The 13,632-nt window shown below is 55.3% G+C and carries 12 protein-coding genes; 6 read left to right on the forward strand and 6 right to left on the reverse strand.

Features of this window, described 5'->3' with window-relative positions; genetic code table 11:
• Positions 1 to 45 precede the first annotated feature (45 nt).
• The 3 genes from ffh to ACYVHX_RS14865 all read right to left on the reverse strand — a co-directional run bounded on the left by ffh (position 46) and on the right by ACYVHX_RS14865 (position 2,554).
• Positions 46 to 1,365, reverse strand: a complete 1,320-nt coding sequence (ffh, locus tag ACYVHX_RS14855) for a signal recognition particle protein (RefSeq protein ID WP_460672440.1) — start codon at positions 1,363 to 1,365, stop codon at positions 46 to 48.
• 257 nt (positions 1,366 to 1,622) lie between these two features.
• Complete coding sequence (locus ACYVHX_RS14860) at positions 1,623 to 1,979, reverse strand: VOC family protein (protein WP_460672441.1); 357 nt, start codon at positions 1,977 to 1,979, stop codon at positions 1,623 to 1,625.
• A 14-nt stretch (positions 1,980 to 1,993) separates the two neighbouring features.
• Positions 1,994 to 2,554 carry an RNA polymerase sigma factor gene (locus ACYVHX_RS14865; RefSeq protein WP_460672442.1) on the reverse strand — a complete coding sequence of 187 codons (561 nt, stop codon included), beginning with the start codon at positions 2,552 to 2,554 and terminating at the stop codon, positions 1,994 to 1,996.
• A gap of 177 nt (positions 2,555 to 2,731) precedes the next feature.
• On the opposite strand from ACYVHX_RS14865, the gene ACYVHX_RS14870 reads away from it, so the two are divergent.
• The 4 genes from ACYVHX_RS14870 (at position 2,732) to ACYVHX_RS14885 (ending at position 9,512) form a co-directional block, all read left to right on the forward strand.
• Positions 2,732 to 3,829 carry a FecR family protein gene (locus tag ACYVHX_RS14870; protein WP_460672443.1) on the forward strand — a complete coding sequence of 366 codons (1,098 nt, stop codon included), beginning with the start codon at positions 2,732 to 2,734 and terminating at the stop codon, positions 3,827 to 3,829.
• Between the two features lie 38 nt (positions 3,830 to 3,867).
• On the forward strand, positions 3,868 to 7,452 hold the full coding sequence (locus ACYVHX_RS14875; RefSeq protein ID WP_460672444.1) for a SusC/RagA family TonB-linked outer membrane protein: 3,585 nt from the start codon (positions 3,868 to 3,870) through the stop codon (positions 7,450 to 7,452).
• Positions 7,453 to 7,477: 25 nt separating this feature from the next.
• On the forward strand, positions 7,478 to 8,980 hold the full coding sequence (locus ACYVHX_RS14880; protein WP_460672445.1) for a SusD/RagB family nutrient-binding outer membrane lipoprotein: 1,503 nt from the start codon (positions 7,478 to 7,480) through the stop codon (positions 8,978 to 8,980).
• Between the two features lie 190 nt (positions 8,981 to 9,170).
• Entirely contained in the window at positions 9,171 to 9,512 is a 342-nt protein-coding gene (locus ACYVHX_RS14885; protein ID WP_460672446.1) for a hypothetical protein, read from the forward strand.
• Positions 9,513 to 9,650: 138 nt separating this feature from the next.
• Here the strand turns inward: ACYVHX_RS14885 and ACYVHX_RS14890 are convergent, their stop codons facing one another.
• Positions 9,651 to 10,502 (reverse strand): aldo/keto reductase, encoded by an 852-nt coding sequence (locus ACYVHX_RS14890; protein ID WP_460672447.1) that lies wholly within the window; start codon positions 10,500 to 10,502, stop codon positions 9,651 to 9,653.
• Between the two features lie 147 nt (positions 10,503 to 10,649).
• Here ACYVHX_RS14890 and ACYVHX_RS14895 point away from each other — a divergent pair, with 147 nt between their 5' ends.
• Complete coding sequence (locus tag ACYVHX_RS14895) at positions 10,650 to 11,330, forward strand: hypothetical protein (RefSeq protein ID WP_460672448.1); 681 nt, start codon at positions 10,650 to 10,652, stop codon at positions 11,328 to 11,330.
• A gap of 21 nt (positions 11,331 to 11,351) precedes the next feature.
• Here ACYVHX_RS14895 and ACYVHX_RS14900 read toward each other — a convergent pair whose 3' ends face one another.
• Both ACYVHX_RS14900 and ACYVHX_RS14905 read right to left on the reverse strand, forming a co-directional pair.
• On the reverse strand, positions 11,352 to 12,347 hold the full coding sequence (locus tag ACYVHX_RS14900) for an alpha/beta fold hydrolase (RefSeq protein ID WP_460672449.1): 996 nt from the start codon (positions 12,345 to 12,347) through the stop codon (positions 11,352 to 11,354).
• Complete coding sequence (locus tag ACYVHX_RS14905) at positions 12,344 to 12,928, reverse strand: hypothetical protein (protein ID WP_460672450.1); 585 nt, start codon at positions 12,926 to 12,928, stop codon at positions 12,344 to 12,346. Before ACYVHX_RS14905 ends, ACYVHX_RS14900 begins: the two co-directional genes overlap by 4 nt.
• A 322-nt stretch (positions 12,929 to 13,250) precedes the next feature.
• Between ACYVHX_RS14905 and ACYVHX_RS14910 the strand changes: the two genes are divergently transcribed.
• Positions 13,251 to 13,604, forward strand: coding sequence for a hypothetical protein (locus ACYVHX_RS14910; RefSeq protein ID WP_460672451.1), 354 nt, complete (start codon positions 13,251 to 13,253; stop codon positions 13,602 to 13,604).
• The last annotated feature ends 28 nt before the right edge of the window (positions 13,605 to 13,632 follow it).

Consider the following 13,632-nt stretch of genomic DNA (forward strand, 5'->3'; position numbering starts at 1 on the left):
GGTCATCCCCGCCTTCTTTTTTATCCCTGCTGCACCAAAACCGGCTTACTTCATCATTTTACTAAGCTTGCCGGAGGACTGCATCTGGTTCATTTTCTTCATCATTTTCCGCATTTCATCGAACTGCTTCAGGAGGTTATTGACTTCCTGAATAGAGGTGCCACTCCCGTTGGCAATGCGTTTTTTGCGGTTTCCGTCGATGATGTCCGGCCGTTCGCGCTCTTTCGGCGTCATCGAGCCAATGATGGCTTCGATGGGTTTGAACGAGTCGTTGTCGATATCGACGTCTTTCATCATCTTGCCCATGCCCGGAATCATACCAATGAGGTCTTTGATGTTCCCCATTTTCTTGATCTGCTGCAACTGGCCGCGGAAGTCGTTGAAATCGAACTTGTTCTGGCGCATTTTGGAACTAATGCGCTTGGCTTCCTCCTCATCGAAAGCCTGTTGCGCCCGCTCCACAAGCGAAATCACGTCGCCCATGCCCAGAATCCGGCTCGCCATCCGATCGGGGTAGAATACGTCGAGCGCTTCCATTTTTTCCCCGGTGCTGATGAACTTGATCGGTTTCTGCACCACGCCCCGAATCGAAAGCGCGGCCCCACCGCGGGCGTCGCCGTCGAGTTTGGTCAGCACCACGCCGTCGAAGTTCAGCCGGTCGTTGAAGGTCTTGGCGGTGTTGACCGCATCCTGCCCCGTCATCGAGTCAACTACAAACAGCGTTTCAGTCGGACTCAGTGATTTTTTGAGGTTTTCCACCTCCTTCATCATCACCTCATCGACAGCCAGACGGCCGGCGGTATCGACAATAACCACTTTCTTGCCGGTTTTACGGGCGTGCGCTAGGGCGTTCTGCGCAATTTCAACGGCATTTTTGTTTTCCGGCTCGGCGTAGACTTCCACGCCAACCTGCTCGCCCAGCACTTTCAACTGGTCGATGGCCGCCGGGCGGTAAATATCGCAGGCCGTCAGCAAGACATTCCGGCCCTGTTTTTTCAGGTAAGCCGCCAGTTTTCCGGAGAACGTCGTTTTCCCCGAACCCTGCAAACCCGCAATCAGAATAATGGCCGGATCGCCCTTGAGGTTGATGTTCTGGGCTTCTCCGCCCATCAGGTCGGTCAGCTCTTCCTGAACGATTTTGACGAAGAGCTGCCCCGGTTCGACGGCGATCAGCACCTTGCGATCGAGGGCTTTTTCCCGGACCCGGTCGGTTACTTCCTTGGCGACCTTGTAGTTAACGTCGGCATCGGTCAAGGCCCGGCGCACCTCCTTCACGGTGGTGGCCACGTTAATTTCCGTAATCCGGCCCTGACCTTTTAAGGTCTTGAAAGCCTGATTCAGTTTATCCTGAAGATTTTCAAACATGATTCAATTTCTAATTTATCCCCGCTAAACTCTTTTTTCTCCTTTTAACGCTGCGAAATAGCTTTTAGAGTTGTTTCGCGGAGCTAAGCAGAGGATGCCGCGTTAAGCGGAGAACTGCAAAGTTAATGATTTTTAGAGCAGGTTGAAACACCTTGGCGTCGGCTATGGCAGGGGAATTGCCTTCGAACGGGCTGACGGGATTTCCTGTGGTCTAAAAGCGTTGTCCGCGTAAAACCGCACATCCGGAGTTCCCTCGTTCAGGCTTTGGATCGAAGTCCCAGACGATTGCCTTCGGTATCTTCAAAAAGGGCCATATAACCCTGCTCCGGGCTGATTTGTGTCTTGGCCCGGATTACTTTTCCACCCGCCGGTTCCACGCGCTCCAGGAAAACGGATAAGTCGTCCCCGCCGTCAAAGTACACCAACGGCCCCTCGTGCGATGGCCGGTAGGCCGGATGTTGCACCAGGGCGCCTTTTCCACCGGGCAGCAAGCCCATTTTCAAATCACCCAAATCGAGGTGCATGACTTGAGTGGCGAACACGTGGCCGTAAAAACCAGCCGCCCGCGCCAGATCGGCGACAGGAATTTCAAACCATTGAATAGCAGGTGTCATGTATCCGGATTTTATTATAAAAGCAACCCATGCCAGCCCTCCCGCAGTTTATTGACGGCCCGGTGCAGCAGATTGCCGACGGACTGGTAACTCAGGCCCATCACTTCCGCGATCTTATCATTGCCTAAAGCCGCAAAAAACTTCAGGTGAATGGCTTCCTGCTGGCGGTCGGTGAGGGTTTTCAGCAAATTTTCCAGGCGGCTGCGCTGGTAGGCCGACAATTCCGTCCGGATCAGCTCGTCCTCGTAGCTTTCTTCGTATAAAAAACCGTCGGAATAGCCTTCTTTCAGGGGTTCGGTCAACCCGCGCCGGAGCGCATCCTTGTAGAGTTTCCGCCGTAACGACTTGAAAAGATACACCCGCACGTACTCGGTCTGGACAATGTTCCGCCGGTAGGCCCACAACTCCACAAACAAATCCTGAATACCGTCTTTGAGCACATCCCCATCGCGGGTAAACTTCAGGCCGTAATGATACAACGGACGATAAAAACGCCGGATTAGTTCTTCAAAGGCCACCTCATCCCCCATCCGCACCTGCTCCCAAAGATCTGAATCCGGTAAATTTATTTTCATACGGACGACGTATTTCGCATCTGGTGGTTTTTACTCCCTACAAAGTAGCGGAAAATCGGCAAAAAATGACACTAAGCCCGGAAATTACGACCCATAAAAAAAAGGACGCGGAGTGGGTATGGACGAAAAAAACCGTCCTATCTCCAGATAGCCAACCGGAATTCGTACCATCTCTCCATGCGGGCGTACCTGAACTACAAAGCCGAAGATTTTCTGACCGACGATTCGTTTATCGCCTGGGTGTATGACCGCGACGAAACCGCGACGGCTTTCTGGTGTGGCTGGATGGCCGAAGCGCATCCGAACCGGGCCGAAGCCCTGCTGGCCAAAGACATGCTGGAAGGCCTGAAGCTCCCGGATGGCGACCTGAGCGATGCCACGCTGGCGCACGAGACGGACCAGATTCTCCGCCGGGTTCGTCAGTCCCCCGAAAAACCGGCCCGGACCGTTTGGGGCGGGCGGTGGTACCGGCTCGCGGCCGCCGTCGCCCTGCTGGTCGGTGCCGGATGGCTCGCCTGGCTTGTCGTTCCGAGCGTTCCTTCGTTGCGAAACGCCATGCCGGTGGCCCAAACCCATGAAGGCCTGGTTGAACAGGTCAACCGCACCGGCAAACCCGTTCAGGTGCGCTTGCCGGACGGCAGCACGGTTCGGCTCCAGCCCGGCAGCCGGATTCAGCACGCGGCCGCATTTGGGCAGGGCGTGCGGGCCGTTATCCTGACGGGGGAAGCGTTTTTTGAGGTCGTTCCGAATCCAAAAGTGCCGTTTCTGGTCTACGCCCGCGATGTGGTGACGCGCGTGGTCGGCACCAGCTTTACGGTGAAAGCCCACGAGGAGAATCCGCAGGTGACGGTGGCCGTCCGGACCGGGCGCGTGACGGTGTATTCCCGAAAAGAACTGGAGCAGCAGCGGAACGTCGAAAAACCGGAAGTAACGGGCGTGGTGCTGACGCCCAACCAGCAGGTGGTCTTCAACGCGAAAGAGGAAATTTTCCGGAAAGAACTGGTCGAAAAACCGGTTTCCATCCACCGCGAAGCGGCAACGCTTTCCTTTGAATTCGAGGACGTTCCCATTGCCGAGGTGTTCCGGCGCATCGAGGACACGTACGAAATTGACATCGTGTACAACGAATCGTTGTTGCAGAAATGTACACTGACGGCTTCGCTGACCGGCCTGACGCTCTACGAACAATTGCGGCTGATCAGCCGATCGCTCGAGGGTTCCTACGAAGTAACCGACGGCAAAATACTCATCCTGGCAACCGGATGTGGCGACTAAAACCCAATAATGCATGCGACACCTTTCGTAAACAAACCATGAAAAAACGACTACCAACCCGACCGTTCGTCCGGTTCTGCCACCGAATGACGTACCTGCTCCTGCTGCTCGGCCTTTCCCGGACCAGTTTTGCCTTCAGTCCGGATCAGGCCACGAAAGAACTGCTGAGCCAGCGCATCAGCCTGCAACTGAAAAATAAATCGCTGAAACAGGTCCTGGCCACCATCGAAAAACAGACGCAGATCAAGTTTATTTACGTTCCGCAAAACATTCGTGCCGACCGCGACATTTCGGTCGATGCCACGAACGAGGTGCTGGCCGGCGTGCTCGAACGGCTGCTCAATCCGCTGGGCATCCGCTATGAAGTGGCCGAAAACCGCATCATCCTGACCAAAGGCAAAACCGGCGAATTGCCGTCTGCGGAACTCCCCACGACCACCGCAGCCGTCGAGCAGGCGGTTTCCGGAACGGTTTCGGACGACAAGGGCGAGGGCTTGCCGGGCGTGAGCATCACCATTAAAGGAACCACGCAGGGCACTACGACCGACGCCCAGGGCGCGTTCAGACTCAACGTGGCCGACGGTACTGCCGTGCTGGTTTTCAGTTTTGTCGGCTACGCCAAACAGGAAATTACCGTGGGAACCCAGAGCGTGATCACGGTGCGGTTGCAGCCCGGCGACCAAACGCTGAATGAAGTAGTGGTGACGGCCCTGGGGATCAAACGGGAGAAAAAGGCGCTTACCTATGCCGCCGGCGAAATCAAAGGAAGCGACCTGGCCCAGTCGAACGTGACCAACCTCGGAACCGCCCTGTCGGGAAAAGTGGCCGGGGTGCAGGTGACTTCCTCGGCGGGCGGGGCCACCGGTTCGTCGCGGATCGTGATTCGCGGAAATTCCTCCCTGTCCGGAAATTCGCAGCCCTTATACGTGATCGACGGTATCCCGATCGACAATTCCAACCGCCGGGCGATCAGTTCGTATCAGTTGCAGGGCGGGCTGGACGGTGGTGACGGCATTTCGAACATCAACCCCAACGACATCGAATCCATGACCATCCTGAAAGGTCCCAACGGAACGGCTTTGTACGGTCAGTTGGGTGCGAACGGGGTGGTGATTATTACGACCAAATCGGGTCGGCGCAACCGCCGTCCGACGATCCAGTACAGCGGCAGTTATTCCGTCGGGAATGCGCTCGTAAAACCGGATTATCAGAACGAATACGGACAGGGCTACAACGGACAGTTTACGTTCTACCGCCAGGCCAACGGTACGGTGGTGCCTTTTAACGCCAACCTGACGGGCGGTATTCCGAAACTGAGCGCGGGCCGGAACCCGACGACGCGCGGGAGCTGGGGGCCGAAAATGCAGGGCCAGACCATCGAGGATATGTGGGGCGATACGGTTAGCTATTCGCCGATTGCCGATCCGTACAAAGCGTTCTTTCAGCCCGAAAAACAGGCCATCAACACGGTGAGCGTCGACGGCGGGGGCGAGAAAGTCAACTACTATTTTTCGCTGACGAACCTGAACAACAGCGGTTTTGTGCCCACCAACAAGCTCAACCGCAACTCGGTGACCGTCAAGCTGTCGGCGGATATTGCCAAGGGTCTGAATCTGGATACGAAGGTGAACTACATCAACCAGAAGGTCAACAACCGCCCGTATGTGGGCGACGACGGCATGAACCCGGTTTACCGGTTTTTGTACGTACCGCGCAGCCTGAACATGGACGGTTTGAAGCGGTACGAATATTCGGCGAAAGACATCCGCTACTCGCAGGATCTGGGCGGGAACGGCTTTTTCGTCGGCGGTGAGAAAATTTTCGAGAGCAACTCCGTGACCTCCAACCCCTTCTGGACCGTCAACAACACGCACAACGAAGACACCCGCGACCGCATCATTGCCTACGCCAAGCTGAATTACGAGATCGCAAAAGGCATTAACGTGCAGCTACGCTACGGTTCGGACTTGTATTACGAACGGCAGTTTGGCTGGAAAGCCGTCGGCACCCGGACCTCACAGACCGGCGAAGTAGCTGAAAACATGGAATTTAACAAAACCGAGAACGTCGATGCTCTGCTGATGATCAACCGGGAAGTGGGTGACTTCTCGGTTAACGCCAACTTCGGGGGCAACCACCTGAGCAGCCGGTACCGGATTACGGGCAATGCCGGTTCGCAGTTGAGCATTCCGGGCCTGTACGCGATTGGCCGGACGGTTCTGAACACGCCCCGTCTGGGCGTGGCCGAGTCGGTGATCAACTCGGTTTTTGGCCAGGTCAGCGTCGGTTTCCGCAACTACCTGTTCCTGGACGTTTCGGCCCGCAACGACTGGTCGTCCACGCTTCCGATCACCAACAGCTCCTACTTTTATCCGTCGGTTGGGTTGAGCTGGGCCGTCACGGATGCGTTCAGTCTGAACATCCCGGCGCTTGATTATTTCAAAGTGCGGGCTTCCTACGCCCAGGCCGGCCGTTCAGGCGATCCGTATTCGACGCTGGGCTATTACAACCTGAACGCCAACACGTTCCTGAACCAGCCGCTGGCGACGTACACCAGTACGGTGGTGGACCCGAACCTGAAAAACGAACTGAAAACCTCGTACGAAGCCGGGGCCGAATTACGGTTTTTCAAAAACCGCCTGAGTCTGGATTTCACCTACTACCACTCCGTGACGAGCAACCAGATTCTGCCCATCGTGATCTCGCAATCAACGGGTTACAGCAGCAAACTGACCAATGCAGGCCGGATCGAGAACAAAGGCGTCGAGTTTCTGATTGCCGGAACGCCCGTCAAACTGGGCAACGGTTTTTCGTGGGACATCGGCTTTAACTTTTCGGCCAACCGCAACAACGTTCTGGAACTCATCGACGGCGTGAATGAGATCGTTGTCGGTTCCGACCGCAACATCCGGGTGGTGGCTGCGCCGGGCGAACCTTACGGCCAGTTGAAAGCCGCCGACTACGCCTGGCTGAAAGATCAGAACGGAAACCGCCTGATCGACGACAAGGGGCTACCCATCGTTCAAAGCATCGGAACCGTCGCCATCGGCAATGCCACCCCCAAATGGATCGGCGGTTTGACGAACAGCTTTTCCTACAAGGGCTTGTCACTGAGCGGTTTGATCGACATTCGGCAGGGAGGTCAGATTTTCTCGCAGGGCCGGGTGCAGGAAGCCGCCTACGGAACCTCGAAACGCACGCTGGAAGGCCGGGAAGGCGGTTTGATTGCCGCTGGTGTGAAGGCCCGCCGGGAAGGCAACCAATGGATCAGCACGGGCCAGGCCAACGATATTCCGGTTACGGCCCAGGCCTACTGGAACCGCGTGGCGTCGGACAAAGGGTTTGCCGTGGCCGAAGAATTCCTGTACGATGCCAGCTATATAGCGATTCGGGAAGTTCGGCTGGCCTACCAGCTTCCGTCCACGATCCTGAAAAATAACAAAGTAATCCGGGGCGCTTCACTGGCGTTCTACGGCCGGAATCTGGGCTATATCGAGCGGCACACGGACGGTTTTTCACCCGAGAATTCGTCAATCAATGTCAACTCCGGCACGATGGGCATGGAACAGCATTCGCTGCCGTTGATGCGGACCGTTGGTGTGGACGTAAACCTGAGCTTCTGACCGGACCCCAAACTGCCTTTTAATCATGAAACGATTCGCTAAAAAAATACGGTTTTCGGTACTCGGTTTGCTCCTGACGGCATCGGCCTGTACCAATAATTTTGAGGAGCTGAACACCTCCCCCACGCAGCCCCGCAACGTTCCGGCGGAGTATTTGTATTCGCAGGCCCAGCTCAACGGTTTTCTGGCCGACGGCACCAACTGGTGGCAGGTCGGTTCGTGGGTGGAGCAGTGGGCCAGCGGTTCGCTGTCGGCGCCCTCGCAATACCTCGAGGACCGCGACATTTACGAAACCAACAACTGGACCACGCATTACGAGTTGATCAAGAATCTGGCCCAAATCCGGAATCAGATCCTGAAAGGCCAGGAAGGAACGCCCAACGGCCGCACCAGGCTGGCCATTACTAAGATTACGGAAATCTATTTCTGGCAACGCATGACCGACTTCTGGGGGGATATTCCGTATACGCAGGCCGGTTTGCCCGACGACAACCTGATTCTCCTGCCGAAATACGACAAGCAGGAAGACATCTACAAATCACTCATTACGGATCTGGATGCGGCCCTAAGTCAATTGACGGCAACGGACGTATCCTACGGCAACGCGGATTTTGTGTACAAGGGCGATGTAACCAAATGGCGTAAACTGGGCAATTCGCTGAAACTCCGGCTCGGGATGCGGTTGCGCTACGCCGATGCGGCCCTGGCCCGCAAAACCGTGGAAGAAGCCCTGAAAGCGCCCCTGATCGAAAGCAATGCCGACAACGGGGCCATGCCGACGGTGACGCAGGACGGCAATCCGTTTGGCTACCACCCAACCATTGCCGGTTACAACAGCAGCAAGGAACTGAACCAGCTGGCGGCTCCGTTTGTCGATGTGTTGCTGGCCAAAAATGACCCCCGGCTGCCGCGCATTGCCGAACCGACCGAGAATTCCAAAAAAGCCGGAAAACCGCTTTATCGCGGTTTGGGCGTTGCGCTGGGCGGCAGCGTCATTATCAACCGCGACGATTATTCGTACGGAACCATTTCAATTTACAACGACCGGAAAGCCACCTTTCCGTACGTATTTCTGGCGTATTCGGACAACTGTTTCTTCAAGGCCGAAGCCGCGTTGCTGGGCTGGGGCGGTTTAACGGCCGCGCAGGCCGAAGGATTCTACCAGGCCGGTATCCGGGCCACGATGCAGCTTCAGCCGTATTCCATCGCCGAAACCGCCATCACCGAATACCTGGGCCGGGAAGGCAAACTCAGCGGAACGCCCGAACAGCAACTGGAACAGATCATGACCCAGAAATGGATCAGCCTGTTCATGCGGCACTACGAAGCCTACGCCGAATGGCGCCGGACGGGCTACCCGGTTTTGAAACCGGGTCCAAACCCCGGCACCACCAACGGCCAGATTCCGCGCCGGGGCGTCTATTCCAGCACCGAGCGGCTGCGGAATGCCGCCAATTACACCGAAGCCTCGTCGCGGCTGAGCAACGGCGATACCTACCTGAGCAAAGTCTGGTGGGATAAGAAGTAAGACGGCTGTTCTATGAGTTATTGAATCCCCGGAGAATTGGCTTCGGGGATTTTTTATTTTCGGGTCATTGCCAGACACCGGGAAGCTCTATTTTTTCGCGCCGATGCCTATTGGAATTATTAAAAAATAGGTAAGTTCGCAGCTTCAACTTTATCTCCCTAATCACCTATTAGCCTTTACACGTATGCGTATGAAATTTACACAGGTGGCCCGTGCCTCCGTATGGTTTGTTTTTCTGAGCAGTCTCTTTGCGCGTTGTACCATGCCGGATCATTACGCTCCCCAAGAGTCCTGTTCAGAGGTAAAATCACTCCTGGCCAGCTGCAAAACGGGGTACCGCTTACTTGCCATTGTTAACCAAAAAACCAGTGTTCGTTCTGCTCCGACTGAACCGGTTTACCTTACGGCCGATGATCTTAAATCAATGGGGTCAGAATGCTTTTTCAAGGGTAATCCTGTTGTTGAAAGCACAGCCAATGGGATCAAAATTGCGGACGCAACCAACTTTTATGAATACGGCTGCGACCAATAAGCCGGGCTCCCAAAGGGTAAGCAGACGAAGTAAATAAAAACAATCAAAAAGCGGTACTGAGGCTGTCTCAGTACCGCTTTTTGATTGGGTGCCCCTACCGGAACGATAAGATAACCGTGCATTTTTGTCCCGTAAAACCTATTCCGACAAGGTTGCAAAATCCTCGTCCGACAGCGTAATCTGCTCGGCGGCCAGGTTTTCCTTCAGGTGTTCCAGCGAACTGGTGCCCGGAATCAGCAGAATGTTGGGGGATTGTTTCAGCAGCCAGGCCAGCGCAATCTGGGCGGTTGTTGCCTGGTGCTTTTGCGCAATGGTCTGAATTTTAGCGGCCAGTTTGTTCGGTCCCGACGCGAGCGGATACCAGGGAATGAATGCCATGCCGCGCCGGGCGGTGTAATCGACAACATCCTCCCACTGCCGGTTGCCCAGGTTATACAGGTTTTGCACCGATACGATGGGGAGCACTTTTTCGGCCCGCTCAATCTCCCTGATACCCACTTCCGACAGCCCGACGTGCCGGATTTTACCGGCCTGAACGGCTTCCAGAACCGGTCCGAGCGTTTCCTCGACCGGCACTTCCGAATCCACCCGGTGTAGTTGCCACAGGTCGATGGTATCGACTTTGAGTCGTTGCAGGCTTCCCTCGATTGTCTGCCGAATGTATTTTGGATCGCCGTTCGTAATCCATTTATTCGGTCCGGTGCGGACAAAACCGCCTTTGGTGGCAATGAGGAGCCCTTTGGGATAGGGATGCAGGGCGTCGGCAATCAGCACTTCGTTGGTGTGCGGGCCGTACGAGTCGGCGGTATCGATGAAATTGACGCCCGACTCTACGGCGGTTTGCAGCACCTGTTTCGCCGTTTCACGATTGGGCGCATCGCCCCAAACGCCAAAACCAGTCAACTGCATACCGCCGTATCCCAGGCGATTGATTTCCAGCTCACCCCCAATTTGAAAGGTTGAAGCCGCCTGTTCTGTGTTCTTACTCATTTTTGTTGTGTCTACGTGATCACCACCAACACACCCAACAGCCGGTTCCCGGTTCCAGGACCGAATGAAAATTTACCCAGTGGCCCTTCCAACCCTCCGTAAACAACCGAGGTCAATACATGAACAAAGCGTCAACTCGCCCGTCGAATGAAAAATTTCCTGCTCCCAAGCCTGTCGTTGTTTCTCCTCCTGGCCGGTTGCCAGAAAAATTTATCGGTTTCACCGGAGACCCAGTCTACTACGCCGACGCTGCATGTCGTCAGCCGCGATAGCCTTGCCACGGGCAGTTACCTGGGTATGTCCGTTGGTTCGGAAGCCGTCAGGGCGTACGAAGTGATTCAGTCGCTTCAGCAAACCAAAGGCGTTACGTACCTGAACGTGGTCAGCAACATCGCTTCCGATCTGACGCAGGTCCGCGACCGTCTTCCGCTCTACCAATACATTCTGCTGGACCAGCACCAGGGAACCGACTCGGGGGTGCAGCTCACCATCGAAGCCAACCGGGTCAAAAGTATTTTTCTCAACAGCGGCCAGAAACTCGGGCAGTGGCCCGCGGCCTTAAAAACCGCATCCGCCATTCGCACCGGCGATTCCGTCAGTTCTTTGTACGAGAAACTGGTCACGATCAGGAACTTACGCATCTACGCCAATAAATTTGAACGCATCTTTCTGCTGACCAAAAACCTGGCAACGGTCTACGATCCGGTGATGCGCCAGTCGCCCCAGTGGTATTTTGCGTACAGCACCGGGGCTAAAACGATGGATGAGGTTCAGTTGCATTTCAAAAACGGGCAGCTAACGCATTTCATTGTTAACCACTATCAATAGCAGCGCATCGGCAAAACCGGCTTACCGGACGAACTTCAGCACCTCGGCCACAAAGCGGTCGGTTTCGCTAATGAACGGTTCGTGGTACGACTGCTCGAACGTAACCAACGTCGGGGCGGTTTTGGTTAGCAAATCCCGGGTTTCGTGGCCGATCTCGATGGGGACCACGCCGTCTTTTTTACCCCAGAACAGGGCAACCGGGATCTGAATGTTTTTCAGCAGGGCGCTCTTTTCGTACGTCCGGATTTCGTGATTCCCGTAATCCGTATACGCTTTCGGGTGCGAGAACTGGCCCAGCGGCGTATTGGGTGACGCGAACAGGTAATTGATAACAAACGATTTGTCGTCGTAAATCGAAACCGGGTTGCCGCCCAGATCGAGCATCCGCTTGTAGAGTTCGGGCCATTGGTAGGTTCCCAGGTTTTCGCGGGTCACCGGATTGGCTTCGGCGTAGGTTTCGATGGCCGTATTGTTCTGCCACCGGGCTTCGCGCAACACCCACTCCCGCATCTGAACCAGCCAGCGGAAAGTCGAGAAGGTGCCGTTGACGGCCATCAAGCCGCTCACCATCTGCTGGTTATCGTTCGTCGTCAGAAATTGCCAGGCCAGCTCAACGCCGAAACTGTGGGCCAGCAAATAAATCCGGGTGTTGGGATATTGCTCTTTCAGCAGTTTGACCACGTAATACGCATCTTCGCCGAACTGCTCGTAAGTCAGCGTTTTCACATCCACTTTCCCCGACGACGATCCGGCAATCCGCTGATCCCAATAGGCCACGGCGACTTCTTTTTCCAGGTTTTTGAGGTAATGACGGTAGCACATGGCGCAGTCGCCGGGACCGCCGTGCAGAAACAACACCAGTTTGTTCGACGCCAGATTGCCGCGCACCCAGATGGGCATCTCCGCGCCCTTGTGCCGCAGGAAAAGCGTCTGATCGGCGGTTGTTGCGTCGTCTTTTTCGCAGGCAAGCAAGGCAGCCACAACCAGAAAAAGCAGGTATTTTTGGAGCGTTCTCATCGGCCAGTCAGCGGTTTACGGATGCCACATTCGATGCCAAAGCGAATCAGGCGGGATGCGTTGTAGGGTCGCTGCTGCATGAGGTTCAGCCGCGCATACCAGGACAAGGGGCGGTTGTGCCGAACCGACAGATCCCGGCCAAAACCGACCGAGACCGTTGGCAGATAGGCTCCCCGGCCCGCCCATTTTACGCGCTGAAAACCGCCGTTTTCGGCTACTTCGAAGGTTTTTCCCGCCAGGAAATACCGGAAATAGGAATTGGAAAGCGAGACTTCAAACACTCCTCCGCGCCGACCCGTGCGCTGGTAGGCCAGTTCGGGCGACAGAATCACGCCGACGTGGTTATCGGGATGGTTGTAAACCGCCAGACCGGGCGTCAGCAGAAATTCTTTTCGGGCCGTGTTGCGGGTTTTGATGCGGGTAATCAGCGGGTGTTCGTAAGCGACTTTCAGGCCATAATGCGTTACGGTTTCGCCAAAATAAGCAACCCGCAATTGCTGGGCGCAGGCTTCCGGACCGGGCAGGGTCATCAAAGCCGCCAGGACCAGCAGGCTGGTGATGAGGTACATGCTAACGTTCATGGTGTAGTGTTGTCTATCCGGCCACAAAGTTGGGCAATTCTACCCAGCTGAAAGATGGCAGAAGACGACAATCGCCAACCGATTACTCAGTTGGTTTCACCAGCTCCAGCCGGTTGCGGTTTTGGGGGAACATGAAAAAACGGCGGTGCGCTGATGGGGAAAACTACTGGCAGAAAAGGTACAAAAACCTGGTTCTGGGCCGTATGCTCAATGAATCAGAAAAACAGAACCATTTTCGGCAGCGCGGGTTTGACCAGTACTAACTCAATTGATTCGTAAAACCGTGTCTCCCTCTGTAGAAATTACCACTGGTTATTTAGCGATGATTACCCGCGTAACCGACAACCGTCTGTTTGTCGTACCGGGCATGGAAACTTACTTTGCCACCTACCCGGTGGTCATCTACAATTCGACCAAAAACCTGCTGGATAAACTCCTGCGGCCAACGACCACCTGCCTGCCCAATCTGGTGGTAATCGACCTGTCCCGGTCCACCGATACCGGGCTGAATTTCATGCGGGAACTCAAATCCTATAACCGGTTGCGGTCGATCCCGGTTTTGGTGCGCCGGGTTTCAGCGGAAGCGACGAAGGGCGTTGTTATTCCCGTGCGGAAATGGGAAGAACTAACCATGCCTCATTTTGCCTGGGAACAGCCGCTCCTGATTGCTGCCTGAACGAACGGCGAAACGTAAAACGGGGAAT

The sequence above is a fragment of the Larkinella ripae genome (assembly GCF_054780775.1).